Genomic DNA, 20,514 nt, shown 5'->3' on the forward strand with positions numbered 1-20,514 from the left:
GGGTGTATGAGATGAAGAAGAAAATTTTAGAAGTTAATGATTTACATATTCACTTCAAAACGTACGCCGGTATTGTCCAGGCTGTACGAGGCGTAAACTTTGAATTATACGAAGGCGAAACATTGGCTATCGTAGGTGAGTCGGGCTCAGGTAAAAGTGTTACGAGTAATGCTTTGATGAAGCTGATTCCTGAGCCACCCGGTATTTATGCCAATGGCGAAATAAAATTTAACGGTCGTGATCTGATTCCTCTTTCTGAAAAAGATATGTTATCTATTCGGGGCAATGAAGTGGCAATGATTTTCCAAGATCCGATGACTGCACTAAACCCAACAATGCGTATCGGCAAGCAAATCATGGAAGTTTTATTAAAGCATAAAAAAGTTTCCAGTAAAGGGGCTGCGAAAACGCGTTCCATTGAATTATTAAATCAGGTTGGTATACCTTTTCCCGAAAAACGGTTTGCTTCTTATCCACACGAGCTTTCGGGGGGGATGCGTCAGCGTGTTGTCATCGCAATTGCCCTTGCTGCAGATCCTAAGCTTCTAATTGCCGATGAACCAACAACAGCACTTGATGTAACGATTCAGGCGCAAATTTTAGAATTGATGAAGGACATTCAAAGAAGTTCGAATACTTCGATTATTTTTATCACTCATGATTTAGGGGTCGTAGCAAACGTGGCTGACCGTGTTGCCGTTATGTACGCCGGACAAATTGTTGAGTATGGCACAGTAGAGGACATTTTCTACAATCCTAAGCACCCTTATACTTGGGGGCTGCTAGGTTCAATGCCCGACTTAAACAACTCTACAGATGAGTTATTACGTGCAATACCTGGTTCGCCGCCAAACTTGATTAATCCACCTATCGGCTGTGCATTCGCCCCTCGTAATGAGCTGGCTTTAGCAATCGACTATGAGGAAGAGCCACCGATGTTCCAAGTTTCTGACACTCATTATGCAAAAACTTGGTTACTTCATCCGAACGCTCCAAAAATTCCACTTCCTGAGGCGGTTGCTCGCCGGATCGAAATGGCAAGAGGAGGCACAGCTAATGCGTAAAAAGATTTTAGAAGTAAAAGGATTAAAACAATATTTCGGTACTGCTAAAGAGCCTATTAAAGCGGTTGACGGCATTAGCTTCGACGTTTATGAAGGCGAAACACTTGGACTAGTGGGTGAATCAGGCTGTGGTAAATCAACAACAGGACGTTCAATTATTCGCCTGTATGATATTACAGAAGGTGAAATTTTATTTAACCAAAAAAACGTGAATTCTTATTCTTCACGAAAGGAATCGATGCAATTCAACCGCGACATGCAAATGATTTTCCAAGATCCCTACGCATCGTTAAACCCGCGGATGACAGCTGGTGAAATTATTGCGGAAGGCTATGATATCCACGGCCTTCACAAAAATAAAAAAGAGCGTCAAGAAAAAATTGGAGAGCTGTTAGAATCTGTTGGTTTAAACCGTGAGCATGCAAACCGTTATGCACATGAATTTTCAGGCGGTCAACGTCAACGTATTGGGATTGCCCGCGCATTAAGCTTGGATCCAAGCTTCATTATTGCGGATGAGCCAATTTCTGCTCTAGACGTATCTATTCAAGCTCAAGTCGTTAACTTATTAAAGCAGCTACAAAAAGAACGCGGTTTAACATATTTATTCATCGCTCATGATTTATCGATGGTGAAGTATATCTCGGATCGTATTGCTGTTATGTATCGCGGGAAAATTTTAGAGTTAGGTGATGCGGACGAGATTTACAACAATCCGATTCATCCTTATACAAAGTCTTTACTTTCTGCCGTACCTCAACCAAACCCTGAGTATGAGCGTAAACGTGTTCGTATACCATACAAGCATGAAGAAACACCAGAAAATGCGGAGACTTTAGAAGCACGTCCCGGGCATTTCGTATTTGCCACAAAACAGCAACTTGCCAGCTGGTTATAAATAGAGAGCCGAGTATCCAAATTGAGTACTCGGCTTTTTCCATTATAGTGGTCCAATTTCTCTACCATTTTCTCACTCCTTCATTGCAAAGGATTGGAAAATGACCCTTATATTTTTCAAGAAAAATAGCCTCGACAAAAATCGAGACTACGTTTGTTTATATGGTTTGTTTTGGTCTTAATGTATGCTTCAGTACTTTACCGGAAGCATTACGTGGCAGTTGATCGATAAAGTCAACTTCAAATGGAACTTTATATTTTGCAAGCTGTGTCATGCAATAATCCAGTACATCTTGTTCCATTAGTTGTTTGTCTTCCTTTAATACAACAAACGCCTTAGGAACTTCACCGTAAACTTCATGTGGGATCCCTACGACCGCGGCTTCCAGAATTTGAGGCATTTGGTACAGTACTTCTTCCACTTCAATTGGGTAAATATTTTCGCCTCCACGAATGATCATATCCTTTTTGCGATCTACAATATATAAATAGCCTTCCTCATCAAAACGGCCTAAATCTCCTGTATACAGCCACCCATCCTGAATCGACTTGGCTGTTTCTTCCGGTGCGCGCAAATATCCCTTCATTACTTGGGGACCTCTCACGCAAATTTCACCGACTTCCCCTAGTGGCACAATTTCACCATTCGCATCGCGCAACTGAATATCCGTCCGTGCTAACGGTTTGCCTACTGAACCGATTTTAAACAGTGCCGCATCATCCAGCAATGAGCTGGCTGCGGGTGAATTTTCCGTTTGCCCATATAAGTTCTGTACTTTTACATTAGGGAATGTATCCTTTAGACGCTTCACAAGCTCATACGGCATTGGTGCAGCCCCATAGCAGAACAGGCGCAGTTCACTAAAATCATAGGACTGCAGCTCAGGTTTATTTAATAAAATGGTATACATTGCCGGTACCCCAAAGAAAATAGATGCCTTTGTTTCAACTAAATTTTTCAAAGTCTGGTCTGGTGAAAATGCCTCTTCAATAAGAACTGCACCCCCCTTATAAATTGTCGGCACTGCAAATACATGACTGCCTGCACAATGGAATAAAGGTGTACAAATAAACATGCGGTCCTCACTTGTCATATTCATTGAGTCAGACCAGATTTGCGCCGTCTCTAAAATGTTCCGGTGACTGAGCATAACCCCTTTTGGTTTTCCCGTCGTTCCGGATGTATACATAACAACTGACGTGTCCTCGAGCTCTAACTCCGGCATTGTTGGAGAATTACTTTGTTCATTTAAAATGTTTTTGATTTGTGATAGTGAAAGAATTTCCTGAAAACTATGTGTCGTGAGATCAATCGTCTCTTGCAGTTTTTCATCATAAATTAACACTTTTGCTTCTGAATGCTTAAATATAAAATCGACTTCAGGAGGAGCAAGTTTTGTATTCACAGGCATTACGGTTAAGCCTGCGAGCTGCACACCATAATAAACAGCCATAAATAAATGGGAGTTTAGGGCAAACTCTGCTACAATATCATTCTTTTGAAAACCTTTTTCAATTAGATAACCGGCAATTTTCCGGGAATTATCCAGAAGTTCATCGTATGTCCATACTTCATTTTCAAATTGAATAGCCGTTGCATTCGGTGTCTCCAGAGCTTGGTCAACTAATGCCTGTAAAACCGTCATTTAACATCCCCCTTAGTATATAAATATCTTAATATTCTAAATTTTAACAATTTATAGCTGCCTAATGCAATATTTTCATTTTTTATTTTTATCAACTAATGAAAATTGAATTATTTATTAGGTTCCGCGAATGGTATACGTTTATTTTGGATAAGCTAGTTGTCAAATAAAGTTAATACATCCATTTTATTTGAACATAAAAACATTCAGAGTGGACAAATTAATGATGAAGATTTTAAAAGGAAAGCAATCAAGATCAAGCGCCTTTTTCTTCATTATTGCTAAATCAAAGAGGAGGAAAGCTAATGCCAACTTTAGAGGTGAAATGTACTGTATCAGATTGTTTTTTCCATGCAAAGGGAAATTTTTGTGGGGCAGAAAAAATAGAAATTGATATGGAAGGTATAACCAACAAAAAAGAACGGACGGAGTTTGCTTCTGATTTTGATTTGCAAGCCCCTAAACAAAAAGAAGCGAAGTCGTCCAGCGACACTTGCTGCAAAACGTTTATTTCTAAAAAAGATAAGCAGCACTAATTAATTTTGAAGAAGCTGTCTAGAAAGTATACACTTTCAAGACAGCTTCCTTTTTCATAAAAATTTAATGCGGACCATTGCCACCTAATTGCCCACCAGGTACCTCACTGATTTTATAAGTACTGCTGTCGACTTCCAGATTTTCTGTTAATGGTCGAAGCGGCATTTCATCAGTGGTCTTTACTTCCTGTTCCTTGGCAAGTAAAGCAAGCGTGTCATTATAAGAAAGACCGGACGCTGCATTCAATCTCTTTACTTCATCAACATCTGTTCCTGCTTCTGTGAATTTTTTCTCGTTCATTCATCCACCTCCTCAATTACTAGGATGTGCGATGAACAATTGTTTATGTAATTACTTGCTCAAGTCGACATTGTTTCCGTAACAGATCCTTCTTTGTATAACATAATTCCAATTAAACCGACTGAAGAAAAAATAACTGGAATAATAAACCCGTAAAAGTACCCATTTTGTAAATTTAACGAGCTTGCCTGAACATAGTCTAATATTGCACCTAAAAAAATCGGCAATAGGACGGCACTTAAAAAGCCTCCTGTATTGGCAAATCCCGATACAATGCCAGACTCTTTCATTGGGAATGACTGCCGTACAGCAGCAAATGTCAATGCACTTGCTCCATATCCGAAGCCGATGAGGAAGAAAAGAACAATAACTCCGATCAGGGACGGATATCCTTGAAATAAAAGAAACGTAAACCAGCTTGCAAAAACAATCGTTTGCACTGCTATATAAGGTTTTTTAATCGATTCATACATACTGGCAACCCAGCTCATAAAAGGCGCACCAATAATTGCACCAACGAGCCCAACCATAATTAACTGACTCGCCTGTGACCGGCTCATTTCGTAAAGATCCATTCCGTACGGCACCGCCCACGAACTGATAAATCCAACATAGCCGCCCACTACCCCAAAATGGCATAAAAATAATGCCCATGCTTGACGGCTGGAAAAGACTCTTTTTACGATGCCAGCTGTTTTTTCGCGTTGGACAGGCTCAGTTACTACAGGCGTAATTTGCGGGAAAGCCTTTTTTGCTTGTTTTATCAGGACAACATATAATAGTATTCCGCATATGCTTACAAGAAGTCCCAATGAGAAAAATGCCCCTCTCCATCCAAGCAGTCCAATCCATGCCGAAAATGGAACAGTCGCCAACAAGAATCCTAAACTGCCTGTCATACCGGCAAAACCAACTAAACGGACAAATTCCTTTTTATAAAACCACTGTCCTAATATGAGCATCATATTAACCCAAATGGTCGCATCCCCTATTCCGGTAAAAATTCGCGAAAGAAATAATACCGATTCATGCGTTCCTATACTGTAAAGAACCGTTCCCACCCCGGCAAGGACTGCACCAAAAATAAGAAAAAAATTTGGTCCAAAGCGATCCGCCAAAATCCCCATTGGAATTTGCAGACTTGTATAAACAAAAAATTGAACACCTGTAATTAATCCGATTGTGGTGGCCGTGATATTAAAGTCATTCATTAATTGATCAGTAATCAATCCAGGCGCTGTCCGCTGACTAGCCATTAACAAATACGTAAGCAATACCGAAACAAATACTACCCATCTGTACTTACTGTTCTGTTTTTCCAATGATCACGACTCCCATAATGTTTTTCTTTACACATTGAATTGTTTAATTACGAGTTCCTTATCATCATCCATTTTATGAAAGAACTTTGCATGTTATCTTTTCAAGCCTTCACTTTCATAAAGTTATATACACTACATATAAATAACAGTATGCAGGGTATGATGCATATTGTTATTTAAGAAAAAATAAATGAAGGAAGTGAAACTATTCTTCAAATTGGTCCAATGCCTGTTAGTACTGTTCGATTAGATTGTGGACCGAATCAATTGGTATATTATCCTCATGTTTCTTACAAGTGGGATCATTTATGGGAAAACGAGATGAATGAGGCGATTAAGGAGCAAGTACAAAAGCAAATTGCACAGCAAGTTGGTGAAATGCCGACAACTGTAGAAGAAATGCTGGGGCTATACGAAATAAAAAACAATCAGCGGCAAGTGCTAAGTTTGAGTCTTTCCAATTATACGTATCATCAAAAGGCCGCGCATGGGATGACGACAATCCAATCACTGACATTTGATATTGAAAAAAAGAAGCTATGTACACTTAAAGATTTATTTAAACCGGGCAGCAACTATGTTAGAAGACTTTCTGCTCTTGTCGATATTCAAATACAGGAGCGGGACCTCCCGACATTAGGAGATTTTCGGGGTATAAGTCCAGATCAGGATTTTTATATTGCAGATAAAACACTCGTTATTTATTTTCAATTATATGAGATTACTCCATATGTAGTAGGTCTGCCAATGTTTCCGATTTCTGTTTTTGATTTGGCTGATATTATCGACGAATCCGGTCCGCTCGGCAGATTGGCAACTAACGGTTAAAGTTAAGTGAAATGTACTATATTTTCACATTCAAAATATAGTACATTTTTTTCAATTTAGTTAATGGTCATCAATATGTGGTGGCTGCACGAGATGGGCATCGTTAATAACGCGAATCGGTCGCATCATATCATGATCTTCATGCTCAAGAAAATGACAGTGCCACATATAATCCCCTGTATGTTCTTTCCAATGCATAATAATTTTCGTTACCTTTCCAATGTCCGCTTTTACAGTATCCTTCCAACCTCTTTCATAATCTCTCGGTTTTTCCGGCTCACCTGTAAACTCTAATTTCCCTTCCGAAACATATAGATCTACATTAAACGGTCTACGCTCCAATATTTTGAACTGTACTAAATGGAGATGGATTGGATGATGGACTGGTGTCGTATTTATAAAGTTCCAAATCTCTATACTATCTAACGAAGGCTTTTCTGTTGCGGGGTCATGGTACATTTTATTATCCAGCATGAGCATAAGCCTGCCATAACGGTCTAGAGAAGATGTTAAAGGCAGATTACGAATGGTATGTGCATGATGCTCATGTAAATCCATCGCTGGTTCCAACAATGTAGGTATTTGGCTTGTATCTTCTCGCCTTAGAGGTAAGTTCACAATGAATTTCATAATGACATTCGTATGTTCATCTGCAAACTCCTCATCATCATTCATCAGAAAAATTTCTTCATTCGCAAATTTACTAAAATCAATAATTACATCTATACGCTCAGCAGGATTTAATTCAGCTGTGATGATTTTCGTTGTTGCAGCTAAAAATCCGCCATCTGTTCCAATCTGGTTCATTTCTTCTTCATTTGAGAGACGTAGTTTGTAACTTCTACGGTTTGAGCCATTTAATATTCGGAAGCGATATTTTCTTGGCTCAACATTTAAATATGGCCATACCTTCCCATTTACAATAACTGTATTTCCAACATAGCCTAACGTAACAGTCGGATCCGGCAGTGGAAGCTGGTCAGGTACAGGTAGAGGAAATGGGGGATCAAGTTTCGTTGGATAAAAAATAGAACCATCTTCATTAAAGGAGCGATCCTGAATGAGCAATGGTATTTCGTATTCTCCCTTTGGCAGTTTTAATCGTTCCTCCAAAGAATCACGAAGCAAATAAAATCCTGCCAATCCTGCCACAACGTTTAACCTTGTAAGTGCCATCGCATGGTCGTGATACCACATAGTCGTACCCGGCTGATGGTTCGTATATGCATGCACTTCCTGTTTAAATAGTGGTCCTGTAGCAGCATAGTTTTTTGTATACCATGCTTCAGGGTGCCCGTCACTTGCAGAAGCGACATTCGCCCCATGTAAATGAACTACTGTTCGGACTTCTGCAGAATTGTTTACTCCATGCAGACTGTAATCTACCGGCAGAAAATGTTTATCGGGAAGTTTATTTAAATATTTCACATAAGTCGTAACATCTTTTTTTGCTTCAATTGTTGGACCAGGAACGATTCCATCATAGCCCCACACATCAGTATAAGGAAAGTCTTTATGAAATCGATGCCTTGCTTTAAGCATCTGGATTTCATAATAGGAATTAGGCGGATAGTTATTGTTTGGTTTAGATCTTGCAACTCGCGGTATAACAAGTTTATCTTCAAATTTTGATATTGTAGCAGGATCTGCTGGGTTCACCGGCTGATCATTAATTTTCAAATTGTCCCATCCTTCATTGTTTATTACTCTATTTTATTCTCTATATAATTAGGCGTTCCACAATATTTGAAATCCGACATTTATTCAAGTTTCCCGGACAGCAAACATACTGCAGCGAGTGGTTTGTTATATCCGTGCAACAGGTTAGATAATGAAAAGCGCTACAATCGTCGTTACGATTAGTCCGATTATTACCGGTACAAGATTTCTTCGTGCCAGTTCAAATGGGCTAACATTACAAATGGCCGCTGCAGGAATTAACGCCCATGGAACAAGTGTCCCGCCACCTACCCAAATAGCCGCAATTTGACCAAGAGCAGTCAATGTGGCCGTACCTTCTCCGATTGCCGTACCAAATAAATTTCCGAGTGAACCGACTAAAGAAATTCCGGAAAACCCTGATCCGTCCAGCCCTGTAATGGCTCCTACGCCCGTCAGTGTTACAACTGCAATTTCGGTTGTTAATGGTACGAGTGCCGCCAGTCCCATCCCTAGATCATTCACAATACCATGTGACGTTTCAGGCAGATGATTCCCGAGAATTGTAAGGAAACCTGCATCCCCTAAATAGAAAAACGCCGCAATCGGGATGACCGGTCCAAATACTTTAAAACCAAACTGAAACCCTTTAATAAAGTAGCTTGTCGTTTGGTCGAGCCCTTTCTTTTTAAAAGCAATAACACAAAGAATAAGCAGGATAAATACAGAAGTTCCTCCTACAAGTGCTGTTGCATCTCCCCCTTGGAGATCAAAAATAGCCATTGCAACAACATCCAATACAAAGGCAACCGGAATGAGCAACGCAAACAATTTTTTCTGAGTCATCGATAATAGATTTTCTGTTTGCTCCAGCTCTTGCTCCGTACTATTATCGTACGTTCCTACTAAAGGAATAGTGCCGCGCTTCATATCCCGTTTCAAAAAGTAAAATGCGACAACTGTCGTTACAACCCCCATCGTTATGACAAGCGGTATACTTGCCATCACGACATCCCCAACTGGAAGACCGGCAGCATCAGCCGTTAATTTTGGTGCACCTTGAATAATAAAATCACTGGATAACGCAATCCCGTGACCGAATAAGTTCATCGCCATAGCCACACCTAATGCCGGCAGCCCCGCCCGTATTGCTACAGGCAATAAAACAGCTCCGAGCAGAGCTACTGCAGGAGATGGCCAGAAAAACCAGGAAATGATCATCATTAATATCCCGATTGTCCAAAATCCTAGTGTCGGATTTTTTATGATTTTTGTAAAAGGTGCAATCATTACTTCGTTAATTCCCGTTTTAGTTAGTACCCGACTCATGGCGACGATAATTGAGATAATTAAAATAGTAGATAAAAGTTCGGTAATTGCATAAACAAAGCTATTAAATACACCGCCTATTGACGCTACAAAATCCCCTGTTGCGACGAGAGCAATAACAAAAATCCCCACAATACTAATCAATGTTGTATCCAGGCGCCTCACCATAAAGATAATGATCAGCATGATAAAAACAACATAGATCCAATGGAGAGCTGTTATCTCAATTCCCATACTCCAACCTCTTTTCCTTTTTTACTTAGCATATGGAGAAAAAAGAAAGGTTGTGAGCGCCTAGTACCAATATATATATTTTAATCTTTCATGGTATTCGCCTAGATTCTATAAAATGGGACGCAATGTTAGTAAGGCATTATTAAATGTAACTTCATCGGGCATTTGTGTTTAATTAATGGTGGAAAAGAGACATATTGCATACATACGATAAAAATAGAGGTGTGTTTATGGCGATTTGTCCGTTGTGCAATGCATTAGAAAAAGTCAGCAAGGATTGTCCTTCTTGCAACAGTCCACTGCAGGATGGAGGAAAGGTAGCCGATTATTCGGATCCATATGGACATTATAATGATGAAAATACCGTTAAGCTTGGGGATGGCTACCCTAATACTGCAAAAGATGAAATTTGTCCGCATTTACTTGTTTGCAAAGAGTGCAGCTTTGAGCAGGTTCAGTTTATACAGGAACAGTAAAAAACATGTCCGAAACAAAGTTTCGGACATGCCATAATCAAAATTATTAAATAAATATATCCAAAATTAATACTACGCAAAGGCCGACAATCGATGTCGTGAATAGTAAAAGACCCCATGTTTTAAATGTATCTTTAATCGATAAGTTAAAGTACTCTTTAAACAGCCAGAAAGATGCATCATTAACATGTGTAATTGTATTACTTCCCGCTGCTGTTGCCAAAACCATCAGGACTGGATTGACATCAAACGTATGGATTAACGGTCCTACAATACCTGCAGCTGTAATTGCCGACACAACCCCGGTACCAGTCGCAATACGAATAACGGCTGTAATCAGCCATGCCATAATTAATGGGTTAATGGACGTATTTTGCATCACACCTGCAATGAGATCACCAATGCCTGTATCTAAAATGATTTGTTTAAACGCCCCACCGGAACCAACGATAAAGATAATCATTGCAATACCTTCTATTGCACCCGAGAACGAATTCATTACTTCCTTCATCGTACGGCCAAGACGGATACCGAATACATAAATTGCGATCAGCACTGCCAGAATCATACTAATTTCAGCACTGCCTAAAAAGTTGATGAATTGACCGACTGCCGACTCTTTATCGAAAATCATATTGTAAATCGTAGCACCTGTAATAATAATTGCAGGTAATAATGGAATTAATAAACTAATTCCAAACCCTGGGGCCTTGTCCAGATCTACTTCTTCAGATTTCTTCAATAATGGAGGTATTGGCAAATCCAAATTCTTTAAAACCCGCGGAAGAATAATCCCCGCAGCAATAATCGCAGGTACAGCTACAACAACCCCCAGCAGGTAAACCATCCCCATATCTGCACCATATGCTTCTACAAGTGCAGTTGGACCAGGCTGTGGCGGGAATATACTATGCGCCATCGTAGCGGCAGCAACCATCGTAATTCCTAAACGCAAGTAAGGCATTTTTGCTTCAATTGCAATTGAAATAACTAAAGGCGCCAAAATAATAAATGCCACTTCATAGAAAACGGAAATACCGAAAATTGCACCGACAATTAAAATTGCCCATTCTACATTTTTTGCTCCGAATTTTTTAAGCAATGTCGAGGCAACTCGTTGTGCGGCTCCCGAATCGACCATTAACTTCCCGAGAACTGCACCCATCCCGATAATAATCGCTAAACTTCCAAGTGTGCTCCCAAAGCCTGTTTTAACAGATGTCACAACATCCGTTAATGATAAACCATTTAAAACCCCAACAAGAATTGCAACAATAAGTAAAGCTAATACACTATTTAATTTGACAACGATGTTTAAATATAATAATAAACCGACACCAAGTGCGACCCAGATAATCGGTAAATAGTCTACTATGAAATCCATGTTTTCCCCCTAGGTTAATAGCTGTACATCCAGTCTATCTATCAACACAGCTTATTGTATTAATGACTTTGACGCATATTAAGTTGGCCACCAAAGCGGATTGTTTTAGACATCTTTTGTTCCCCTTTGATTTGCTGTAATAACAACTCCACGGCTTTATTCGCCATTTTTGTTGTTGGCTGTGAAATGGTCGTAAGTTGGGGTGTAAACAAGTTTGCAAATGACACATCATCTATTCCAATAACAGCTAAATCTTTTGGAATGACAAGTTGATGCTCTTTTGCAAAGTTTAAGATTTCGACTAATACACGGTCACTGCCTGCGATAATCGCTTCCGGCCGCTGATCCAGTTCAAACATATTACGAAGAGATACTTTCATTTCTTCGACTTCGACACTATGTATATATTCATCCCGTACTTGTATGCCTCTACTCACTAAAGCTTTTTTATAACCTTCAATTCGCTCCAGCCGTGGTGTAATATTACGTGTTACCGGTGCGGTCAGTATGGCAATCCGGCTATGCCCGTTATCGGTCAATGCCTTTACCGCCACTTCTGCCGCCTGTTCATTTTCCAGTAAAATAGAGGGAATTCCTAAGCCCTCTATCGTACGGTCCATAAAAACAATCGGATATTTTTTCTTTTTCATTTGCTCATATAAATCCAAATTGTCGCCAGTAGGAAAGATTATCATCCCATCCACCTGTTTTGCCATGAGCATTTCAATATACTGCCGTTCTTTCTCAGGTTCGTCGTCAGCGTTACATACAATTGTATGAAAGCCGTGTTTATTAAAGTTCAATTCAATTGCGCGAATAATATGAGTGGAGAATGAATGTAAAATATTCGCGACAATAATCCCAACAGTAAAAGTAGATTTTTGCGACAAACTACGAGCAATAATATTTGGTCGGTAATTAAGCTCGCGAATGGAATATTCCACTTTTTTTCGGGTATGCTCACTCATATATTCATAGCGGCCATTCAAATATTGTGAAATAGTACTTTTAGAAACCCCCGCATGCTTTGCGACATCGGAAATCGTGACATTTTTCAAATATCACACCCCCGAATACGCGTTAAAGCCACCATCTACTGCAATTGTTGTACCCGTAATAAACGAAGAATAAGAAGAGTCCAGTAAAAATAGCAGAGCCCCTAATAATTGATCTGGCTCACCAAATTTTTTCATCGGTGTTGCTTCAATAATTTTTTTTGAACGTGCTGTGTACTCTCCTTCTGCATCAACGAGCAGATCTTTATTTTGCTGGGTAATGAAAAATCCAGGTGCAATTGCATTTACACGTAAGCCTGTTTCAGCAAAGTGAACAGCCATCCAGCTTGTAAAGTTGTTTATCGCCGCTTTTGCTGCACTGTACGCAGGGATTTTCGTTAATGGTGTGTATGCGCTCATCGATGAAATGTTGATGATGGCTGGACTTTCTGCCTGTAAAAGTGCCTCTCCAAATACTTGGCATGCCAGGAATGTTCCTGTGAAATTTAAAGAGAATACATCGGAAAAGCCATTTTCCTGCAAGTCAAAAAATGAAAGACCAGTGGAATTCGCCTCATAATATTCTTTTTCGGTAATCGCATCCGGATGGTTTCCGCCTGCACCGTTAATTAAAAAATCAATACGTCCAAACTGCTCAAGAATTTGCTCTTTTGCTGCAAGTAAAGAATCTTTGTTAAGTACATCAGCAGTTATTGCCACAGCAGTCCCCCCTGCTGCAACGATTTCCTCTTTAACTGCTTCGACCTTTGACTCAGTACGACCGATAATCGCCACCTTTACTTGCTGGCGTGCCAATTCCTGTGCCATCTTTGAGCATAGAACACCGCTGCCACCTGTAATTACTGCTACTTTATTTGCTAAATTTTCGTGTATTGGAATCATTATTTGCCTCCTGTTTGTTCGCTGTAAGCATCCCATAAACCATTTAAATACATAATACCGAGTGCACGATCATATAAACCGTAGCCAGGGCGACAAACTTCTCCCCATAAGTGACGGCCATGATCCGGACGTACATACCCTGTATAATTTTGTTCATGTAATGTTTTAACGATCCCTTTAATATCAATTGAACCATCTGATGTAAAGTGTGAAGTTTCTGCAAAGCTGCCATTTTCGTAGATTTTCACATTACGAATATGGGCAAACGGTGAACGATATGCATATTTTTCGGCAATTGCGACCATGTCATTATCCGGTGATGCACCCATCGATCCAGAGCAGAATGTAAAACTGTTTGCTAAAGAATCATTGATCTCGATTAATTTTTCATAGCTTGCTGCTCCTGTAATGATGCGAGGTAAGCCAAAAATTGAATACGGCGGATCGTCCGGATGGATTGCCATGCGTATTCCAACCTCTTCTGCAACAGGAATAATGGCATCTAAAAAGTAACGTAAGTTGTTCCATAGCTTTTGCTCATCCACTTCTTTATACGCTTCGAAAAGTTCCGCGATACGGGCCATACGTTCAGGCTCCCAACCTGGCAAAGTTAAATCAGAAGCTTCACTAACCGTTTTTACAAGCTGCTGCGGATCAAGACTTTGTACTTTTTCTTTATCGAAATAAAGTGCTGTCGACCCATCTTCAAGCGGGTGGAACATATCTGTACGTGTCCAGTCGAAAATCGGCATGAAATTATAACAAATTACTTTAACGCCTACTTCCGCCAAGTTCCGTATTGTCTGTTTATAATTTTCAATATATAAATCGCGATTACCAAGACCGAGCTTAATATCTTCATGAACGTTGACACTTTCAACAACATCAATATGGAAACCTTTTGACTGTATATACTCTGCTTCTTCTTTAATTTCTTCTTTCGTCCAAAGCTCGCCTGCTGCCTTTTGATGCAATGCCCAAACAATTCCTTTAACATTCGGAATCTGACGGATATGGTCGAGCGTTACTGTATCATTGTTTCTTCCGTACCAGCGAAATGTAATATTCATCTTTTACACCTCTCCTTGTTTTGCTGCTTCTACATATTTTCTGCTCGCTTCTACTACTGCTGCATGTCCGCCTGTTGCATAAGCTTTATTTAAATCACTGCCAATCCCTACTGCGATTGCTCCCGCATCAAGCCATTCACCGATATTGTCAGTATTTATGCCACCAGTCGGCATAATCTGTACATGCGGTAATGGACCTTTAACAGACTTAATGAACGATGGCTTAAAGTTATTTGCAGGGAATAATTTAATCACATCACAGCCATACTCAAGTGCCGATACCATTTCCTGAATCGTCATACAACCAGGGAAATACGGAATAGCGTAGCGATTGCATACTTTTGCTACTTCTTTGCTGAACTGTGGACCTACAACAAACTTTGCCCCATTCATAATTGCATGACGAGCTGTTTCCGCATCAAGCACCGTCCCAGCACCTACTACTGCATCAGAATTGCGGAATGTTTCCAGTACTTGCTGCGTATTTGGCGTTGTATAAGTGAGCTCAATTAAATGAATGCCCCCTTCAATCGCTGCATTAGAAAGAGCGATTGCTTCTTCTGCTGAACTTCCTCGAATCACTGCTACTACTTTCGAACTTGTAATCGCTGCTAATGTTTCAGCCTTTACCATATGTTCATCTCCCTTTTATATGATTAACGTTCAATTGCTTTTTTATTGTTCATAAAGTCGAGCACTTCCTGTAGTTCCGGCAATCCTTCATTATCACCTTTTACAGTCGTTACTAGCGCACCCACCGCATTCGCAAACGTAAGACTTTCTATTGGTGAATAATTGTGAAGAGCTGCGTATATATAGCCTGCATCAAACCCGTCTCCGGCACCTACTGTATCAATTGGAGTGATTTTGAAAGCTTCCTTTTCATGCCACATATTTTCTGAATAAAGCTTTGCACCATTGGCTCCGTCTTTAATAACAAGTTGTCCGATTCCGTGCTGCTTTGCGAAAGCTTCCAGTGCTGGTTTGCTTACATCATGTTGAATAAGCTCCACTTCCTCCATTCCTGCCAGCAGAATATCTACATAAGGGAAAATTTGCTCATATGCTTTACGAGCGTCTTCAATCGTCCATAGTTTTAGTCGAATATTCGGATCGAATGAAATCTTTATATTTTTTTCTTTCGCCTTTTTTAGTACAGCTAGTACAATTTGCAGATTCTTTGGTGCGATTGCCAAAAATACACCTGTTAAATGGACAATCGACACGCCATTCAACAATTCGTCCGTAATATGCTCCGGTTCTATTGTTAATACCGGAGATTGATAGCGGTAGTAAAACGTTTTTCCGGAACCGTCTTCGCGGATTTCTTTAAAATTCAGAGATGTCGGATACCCATCAACGAACTCAACTTCCGATACATCAATGCCTTCTCCGCGAGCAAACTTGTAAATGCCTTTACCGAATTCATCATTACCTAGGCGACTCATCCATTTCGACTGCAATCCAAGTCGGGCACAACCAATAGCAAAGTTTAACTCTGCCCCACCCGCTTTCTTAGCAAAGCTTTGCACATAACGAAGCGGACCTGTTTCGGATGGGTTAAACGTAACTAATGCATCTCCTAATGTAAAAACAGTTGGATTTGTAGTCAAAATTATTCCTCCTTGAGAAAACTTTTAAGCTAAATATTTTACTAAACCGGTTTAGTAATTTGAATTATTCAAATCTTACATTGAAAGTGCTTTCATTTCAATAGTAAAATTTAGAATATTTTAAATGTAAAGTGTTTTTTGATAGTACTGAATGCTGTTATATAAGGACTCAATACGCTTTTTCAGGCCATAAATTTCTTTTTAACTTTTTGGCGATTAAATTTACGGGATAGCAATTTTGTTTAATATTAATAAGCCCATTTTATTTTTAATATCATATACTGTTATGACATCAAATTTAAAAAATCATTATAAAAATACCAAAGCTGCTAACTTCTAGCCGGAAATGTATTGAACGTTCTAAATGATTATAAGGAAGGAGAGAACGAATGATTGTAGACGGGGTTTTTTCAGGCGGCGGTATTAAAGGCTTTGCATATGTAGGTGCCATTCGGGCGCTCGAAGAAAAGGGTGTGAAGTTCGAACGTGTAGCCGGTACAAGTGCCGGAGCCATATTGGCAACTTTTATCGCTGCGGGATTTAATACAAAGGAACTTGAAGAAATTTTTGATGAACTAAATTTAAAGGTTTTACTCGATCCCCCGAAATTCATAATCGAGTTACCGTTTTTAAAATGGCTTAATTTATATAAAAGAATGGGCTTGTATCGTGGTAAATCCTTGGAAAACTGGTTTCTCGAAAAACTTGCGACAAAAGGCATCTACACATTCGGAGATTTACCAAAGGGCATTTTAAAACTAGTAGCCTCCGATTTAACAAACGGCAAGATTCTTGTTCTCCCGGATGATTTGCATCACTATAATATAGATCCCAAAAGTTTTCCGGTCTCCCGCGCTTTACGCATGAGTTGCGGTCTTCCATTCTTCTTTGAGCCTGTCTATTTAAAAAATGGGAGAAGGGAGTCTGTTATTGTAGATGGTGGTGTTTTAAGTAATTTCCCAATGTGGATTTATGATAATGGAAATAGAGTACGGCCCGTTCTTGGAATGAAGCTTAGCAGTTCAAGCGAGGATAAGAAACCTCATGATATTAATAATGGAATTCAACTATTTGAAGCGTTATTTAGTACGATGCAAAATGCTCATGATAATCGGTATATTTCTCGAAGACACGAGAAGAATATTATCTTTATTCCGGTTGAAGAATATAGTGCAACCCAATTTGATTTAGATGAAGCGACAAAAAATAAATTAATGGGCATCGGAAAAGAGCGGACAATTCAATTTTTAAAAACCTGGTCTCCAGTTTGGTAAATTACCCAATAAAAAACTGGATGCTTTCATAGTTATGATTCACCCAGTAATTGAAGTATCCACTTTTTCAAATCAACTAGTCGATCAGATTCAGGTAATTCACTTTCCCCAGTCACTATAATCGGAACAATCGAATCTACTTTATGAAGAGATCCATGTGCGCCGCCACCCGCATGGTCATGGCTATGCTTTTCAATAAACTCATAAGATGGTTTAGCATCCACGATAATAACACGCCCTTCCTGTGAATGAAGCGCTCCATGCAGCCTTGCAAGTGCATCTGGATAATCCTGATATACAATACGTTGTTCTTTCGTCATGTTTAAATCCAAAATTGAGGCATCGCCAGCAATTCGCCATGCTTGATTATATTCATCAATAAATTTACCTTCTCTTGAAAATTCTAACTCTCCGTCACTTTGTGGGCTGACAACATAGTTTGTTTGTCCACTCTTCCATGCGATAAAGCCAATTCGCTCATCCTCTTTTAAAACATTTACAATTTCCGATAGCTCAACTTGGGGGTCAGTTAAGTAAATGTATGACATACGCTCGTTAACAGCGACAGCAAGTTGGGCATTCGGATTTTTCCTTTCCCAAAAAGTATAATCCTTCAATAACTGATTTAAATCAATTAATGCCGTTTCTTTATCATCAGTTACAATCGATTGACCACTATCGCCCAGTATAATCCAAGTTACTTCTTGTATAGCCTCTTCCCATGATGGAAAGCAATTTAGAATGTTTTGTACTGCTTGATCCGCTTTCTGTATTCCCTTTAAATCTTCAGGCCCGTGTTTGTGTATAGAAGCATCTGCATCCGGTAAATAGGCAAGTGTAAAGGGCGGTAACATTTTTCGGTCAATCAAGTAATTCAGTTCATTCGCAGTAAATTGGTTATTGACACCTAAACGATTCCATACAAATTTATAACGATTATTTTCTGAATTATATTGAGATAACGTTCCAAGTGAAAATATTGCAGGACCATTAACATCAATATTTTTCGGCAAAAGATCTACTACCGTAATTAATTTAGGTATATTTAAGCGATGTTGAAAATTTCCACGATATAATAGACCGTTGATCGAAGCTGAAGAAAGATTCCGATGAGCCAGCTCTTCATGGATTGTTTGCACTTCTTTACTTAAATGGCTGCTATTCAAATGGACAACACTATCAAGAGCAACATTTTTAACTCCATTACTCCAGATTTCGCCGATTCCGCTGCCGTAGCTAATCATTCGATTTTCATCTTCTTTAAACCAGATTAATCCCGGCACTTGATGCTGATCTGGATATGTACCCGTTAGTAACGTACTGTCAATCGTGACTGACATCGTCGGATAAGAGCTAATCATTTCCTGATGCAGCTGTCCGTTGTTCATTAAATATGCTAAAGCAGGTGCATCACCTTCTTTTATCACTTTTTGCAATGGTTCATTCATTAAGGAATCTACGACAATGAGAACTACAGGTTTATTCGGGTTTTTCATTATTTGACCTTCCAGTTTTTTTAATGGGGAAATTGAAAGCGCTAATAAAAAACTAGCACAGATAACAGCAACAAAGATTGCTGCAACTATTAATTTTCGTTTCATCGTGTCACCTTCAAATTAATTATATAAAGAATAGTATGGTTTGAACTTTATGAATGTATGCCGCTAATAACAAATCCTGGCCTGAAATAATTTTTTTTGAAATGGGCAAAGTAATTAATATTGCTATCATATTGCCTTGAAAGGTGGTTTTTCCATCATGAATAATACAAAAGTCAAACTATGGACAAACCAATACTTAATAATTATTTTACTGTCTTTAATAATGTTCGTTTCTTTTTATATGATTACAGCAGGTTTTCCAATTTATGTAGCCACGATTAGTGAGAACCCTGCAATTGCAGGAATTATGACGACAACTTTAATGACTGCATCCCTGATTACACGCTTCTTCGCTAGTATAATTATCCAAAAAATTAATATGAAATTGCTGCTGATTATTTCTTTGCTTTATTTTATAGGAACAATCGCCCTCACTTTCGTCAATGATTCAATCGGATTTTTAATCGTCATTAGAGCTCTTCAAGGGATTGGATTTTGCATGCTTACAAATTTGGTGTTTACTATATCCAGTACTATTGTGCCAAAGTCCCGCTTAGGTGAAGGAATTGTTTTCTTTGCAATGTCTACGAGCCTTGGGACAACAATTGGGCCTCTTATTGCTATTTCCTATTTAGCAAATTTTTCATTCCAGTCTATGATGGTACTAACATTAGGTCTTATGGCATTTTCATTTGTGTGCAGTCTTTTTACAAAAAATACGAAAGTTGAAAAGGAACATCCAAAGGAGAGAAATAAAGAGCCGTTCTATAAATATATGTTCGATAAACGTGTTCTTCTTCCGTCTATTTTAGTAGCATTCAATTATATGACGATTGCAGGGATTGTGAACTTTATGGGGGCATTTGGGAAAGAAATTAATGTAGGGGCAAGCATATCACAGTTTTTTATTGCTCAAGGAATTACAATGGTGATCATCCGTTCTTTCTCCGGTAAGATTTTCGATAAGTTCGGGCATAGAATTCTCATTATTCCGGCTGCAGTTTCAGGTGCTGTCGGGTTGGTTGTATTAGGCTTTTCAACTAACCTGATCATGGTTTTACTGTCAGGTGTACTGTTCGGAATTGCTTTTGCTATTCTTCATCCCATTATTCAAGCTTGGGCATTAACACTTGTTCCACCGGAGAAAAAGGCAACAGCCAATTCGATGCTTCTTATATTTATCGATTCCGGTTTAGCTATTGGTTCAGTAGGATTAGGTTTTATAGCAAGTATAGTTGGCTACGGCATGACCTTCAGTTTTTCTGCGGTACTTATGATTCTTATTTTAATCATCTATTTAATTGGAAGTAAGAAAATGACCGTATATAACGATAATTAAAGCATAAAAAAGGTGAAATCTTTTCGATTTCACCTTTTTTGAA

At 39.1% G+C, this 20,514-nt stretch carries 19 protein-coding genes; 7 read left to right on the forward strand and 12 right to left on the reverse strand.

Translation table 11 applies throughout. The features are described 5' to 3' along the window. Window positions 1–11 precede the first annotated feature (11 nt). A complete protein-coding gene (locus tag MHB58_RS17750) occupies window positions 12–1,064 on the forward strand; it encodes an ABC transporter ATP-binding protein (RefSeq protein ID WP_008405634.1) in 1,053 nt (350 codons plus the stop codon). Next, window positions 1,057–1,962 (forward strand): ABC transporter ATP-binding protein, encoded by a 906-nt coding sequence (locus MHB58_RS17755; protein ID WP_008405631.1) that lies wholly within the window; start codon window positions 1,057–1,059, stop codon window positions 1,960–1,962. Before MHB58_RS17750 ends, MHB58_RS17755 begins: the two co-directional genes overlap by 8 nt. Window positions 1,963–2,119: 157 nt before the next feature. Here the strand turns inward: MHB58_RS17755 and MHB58_RS17760 are convergent, their stop codons facing one another. After that, entirely contained in the window at window positions 2,120–3,607 is a 1,488-nt protein-coding gene (locus MHB58_RS17760) for a class I adenylate-forming enzyme family protein (protein ID WP_340735742.1), read from the reverse strand. A 305-nt stretch (window positions 3,608–3,912) separates the two neighbouring features. Between MHB58_RS17760 and MHB58_RS17765 the strand changes: the two genes are divergently transcribed. Continuing rightward, a complete protein-coding gene (locus MHB58_RS17765) occupies window positions 3,913–4,143 on the forward strand; it encodes a DUF1540 domain-containing protein (protein ID WP_008405628.1) in 231 nt (76 codons plus the stop codon). A 64-nt stretch (window positions 4,144–4,207) separates the two neighbouring features. Here MHB58_RS17765 and MHB58_RS17770 read toward each other — a convergent pair whose 3' ends face one another. Then, complete coding sequence (locus MHB58_RS17770; protein ID WP_008405626.1) at window positions 4,208–4,444, reverse strand: hypothetical protein; 237 nt, start codon at window positions 4,442–4,444, stop codon at window positions 4,208–4,210. A gap of 59 nt (window positions 4,445–4,503) precedes the next feature. Beyond that, entirely contained in the window at window positions 4,504–5,766 is a 1,263-nt protein-coding gene (locus MHB58_RS17775; protein ID WP_340735743.1) for an MFS transporter, read from the reverse strand. Window positions 5,767–6,033: 267 nt separating this feature from the next. Between MHB58_RS17775 and MHB58_RS17780 the strand changes: the two genes are divergently transcribed. Beyond that, entirely contained in the window at window positions 6,034–6,594 is a 561-nt protein-coding gene (locus MHB58_RS17780; RefSeq protein WP_008405623.1) for a DUF3298 and DUF4163 domain-containing protein, read from the forward strand. A 60-nt stretch (window positions 6,595–6,654) separates the two neighbouring features. Here MHB58_RS17780 and MHB58_RS17785 read toward each other — a convergent pair whose 3' ends face one another. Together MHB58_RS17785 and MHB58_RS17790 are read right to left on the reverse strand one after the other, a co-directional pair. After that, window positions 6,655–8,274 carry a multicopper oxidase family protein gene (locus tag MHB58_RS17785; protein ID WP_340735744.1) on the reverse strand — a complete coding sequence of 540 codons (1,620 nt, stop codon included), beginning with the start codon at window positions 8,272–8,274 and terminating at the stop codon, window positions 6,655–6,657. A 144-nt stretch (window positions 8,275–8,418) separates the two neighbouring features. Further along, entirely contained in the window at window positions 8,419–9,816 is a 1,398-nt protein-coding gene (locus tag MHB58_RS17790; RefSeq protein ID WP_340735745.1) for a hypothetical protein, read from the reverse strand. Between the two features lie 230 nt (window positions 9,817–10,046). Here MHB58_RS17790 and MHB58_RS17795 point away from each other — a divergent pair, with 230 nt between their 5' ends. After that, window positions 10,047–10,292 carry a hypothetical protein gene (locus MHB58_RS17795; protein WP_340735746.1) on the forward strand — a complete coding sequence of 82 codons (246 nt, stop codon included), beginning with the start codon at window positions 10,047–10,049 and terminating at the stop codon, window positions 10,290–10,292. A 46-nt stretch (window positions 10,293–10,338) separates the two neighbouring features. Here the strand turns inward: MHB58_RS17795 and MHB58_RS17800 are convergent, their stop codons facing one another. From MHB58_RS17800 to MHB58_RS17825, 6 genes are read right to left on the reverse strand one after another with little or no spacing between them, the layout of a single operon-like run. Then, complete coding sequence (locus MHB58_RS17800) at window positions 10,339–11,676, reverse strand: gluconate:H+ symporter (RefSeq protein WP_014822668.1); 1,338 nt, start codon at window positions 11,674–11,676, stop codon at window positions 10,339–10,341. A 59-nt stretch (window positions 11,677–11,735) separates the two neighbouring features. Beyond that, window positions 11,736–12,734 carry a LacI family DNA-binding transcriptional regulator gene (locus MHB58_RS17805; protein ID WP_340735747.1) on the reverse strand — a complete coding sequence of 333 codons (999 nt, stop codon included), beginning with the start codon at window positions 12,732–12,734 and terminating at the stop codon, window positions 11,736–11,738. A gap of 3 nt (window positions 12,735–12,737) precedes the next feature. Next, window positions 12,738–13,574, reverse strand: a complete 837-nt coding sequence (locus MHB58_RS17810; RefSeq protein ID WP_340735748.1) for an SDR family oxidoreductase — start codon at window positions 13,572–13,574, stop codon at window positions 12,738–12,740. After that, window positions 13,574–14,644, reverse strand: a complete 1,071-nt coding sequence (gene uxuA / locus MHB58_RS17815) for a mannonate dehydratase (RefSeq protein ID WP_014822665.1) — start codon at window positions 14,642–14,644, stop codon at window positions 13,574–13,576. The genes MHB58_RS17810 and uxuA overlap by 1 nt, the downstream gene beginning before the upstream one ends. A 3-nt stretch (window positions 14,645–14,647) precedes the next feature. Further along, window positions 14,648–15,277 (reverse strand): bifunctional 2-keto-4-hydroxyglutarate aldolase/2-keto-3-deoxy-6-phosphogluconate aldolase, encoded by a 630-nt coding sequence (locus MHB58_RS17820; protein ID WP_014822664.1) that lies wholly within the window; start codon window positions 15,275–15,277, stop codon window positions 14,648–14,650. Between the two features lie 23 nt (window positions 15,278–15,300). After that, window positions 15,301–16,257, reverse strand: a complete 957-nt coding sequence (locus MHB58_RS17825) for a sugar kinase (protein WP_340735749.1) — start codon at window positions 16,255–16,257, stop codon at window positions 15,301–15,303. A 389-nt stretch (window positions 16,258–16,646) separates the two neighbouring features. Here MHB58_RS17825 and MHB58_RS17830 point away from each other — a divergent pair, with 389 nt between their 5' ends. Then, window positions 16,647–17,531, forward strand: a complete 885-nt coding sequence (locus MHB58_RS17830) for a patatin-like phospholipase family protein (protein WP_065217605.1) — start codon at window positions 16,647–16,649, stop codon at window positions 17,529–17,531. A 32-nt stretch (window positions 17,532–17,563) separates the two neighbouring features. Here the strand turns inward: MHB58_RS17830 and MHB58_RS17835 are convergent, their stop codons facing one another. Beyond that, a complete protein-coding gene (locus MHB58_RS17835; protein ID WP_340735750.1) occupies window positions 17,564–19,132 on the reverse strand; it encodes an alkaline phosphatase family protein in 1,569 nt (522 codons plus the stop codon). A gap of 157 nt (window positions 19,133–19,289) precedes the next feature. Here MHB58_RS17835 and MHB58_RS17840 point away from each other — a divergent pair, with 157 nt between their 5' ends. Continuing rightward, entirely contained in the window at window positions 19,290–20,471 is a 1,182-nt protein-coding gene (locus tag MHB58_RS17840) for an MFS transporter (protein WP_340735751.1), read from the forward strand. Window positions 20,472–20,514 lie beyond the last annotated feature (43 nt).

The organism is Solibacillus sp. FSL K6-1554 (assembly GCF_038005185.1).
Classification (GTDB): domain Bacteria; phylum Bacillota; class Bacilli; order Bacillales_A; family Planococcaceae; genus Solibacillus; species Solibacillus silvestris.

Bases quoted from the DNA above. Each gene is read 5' to 3' on its own strand.
- MHB58_RS17750 (WP_008405634.1), top strand. From the start codon at position 12: ATGAAGAAGAAAATTTTAGAAGTTAATGATTTACATATTCACTTCAAA.
- MHB58_RS17755 (WP_008405631.1), top strand. From the start codon at position 1,057: ATGCGTAAAAAGATTTTAGAAGTAAAAGGATTAAAACAATATTTCGGT.
- MHB58_RS17760 (WP_340735742.1), bottom strand. From the start codon at position 3,607: ATGACGGTTTTACAGGCATTAGTTGACCAAGCTCTGGAGACACCGAAT.
- MHB58_RS17765 (WP_008405628.1), top strand. From the start codon at position 3,913: ATGCCAACTTTAGAGGTGAAATGTACTGTATCAGATTGTTTTTTCCAT.
- MHB58_RS17770 (WP_008405626.1), bottom strand. From the start codon at position 4,444: ATGAACGAGAAAAAATTCACAGAAGCAGGAACAGATGTTGATGAAGTA.
- MHB58_RS17790 (WP_340735745.1), bottom strand. From the start codon at position 9,816: ATGGGAATTGAGATAACAGCTCTCCATTGGATCTATGTTGTTTTTATC.
- MHB58_RS17795 (WP_340735746.1), top strand. From the start codon at position 10,047: ATGGCGATTTGTCCGTTGTGCAATGCATTAGAAAAAGTCAGCAAGGAT.
- MHB58_RS17800 (WP_014822668.1), bottom strand. From the start codon at position 11,676: ATGGATTTCATAGTAGACTATTTACCGATTATCTGGGTCGCACTTGGT.
- MHB58_RS17810 (WP_340735748.1), bottom strand. From the start codon at position 13,574: ATGATTCCAATACACGAAAATTTAGCAAATAAAGTAGCAGTAATTACA.
- uxuA (WP_014822665.1), bottom strand. From the start codon at position 14,644: ATGAATATTACATTTCGCTGGTACGGAAGAAACAATGATACAGTAACG.
- MHB58_RS17820 (WP_014822664.1), bottom strand. From the start codon at position 15,277: ATGGTAAAGGCTGAAACATTAGCAGCGATTACAAGTTCGAAAGTAGTA.
- MHB58_RS17830 (WP_065217605.1), top strand. From the start codon at position 16,647: ATGATTGTAGACGGGGTTTTTTCAGGCGGCGGTATTAAAGGCTTTGCA.
- MHB58_RS17835 (WP_340735750.1), bottom strand. From the start codon at position 19,132: ATGAAACGAAAATTAATAGTTGCAGCAATCTTTGTTGCTGTTATCTGT.
- MHB58_RS17840 (WP_340735751.1), top strand. From the start codon at position 19,290: ATGAATAATACAAAAGTCAAACTATGGACAAACCAATACTTAATAATT.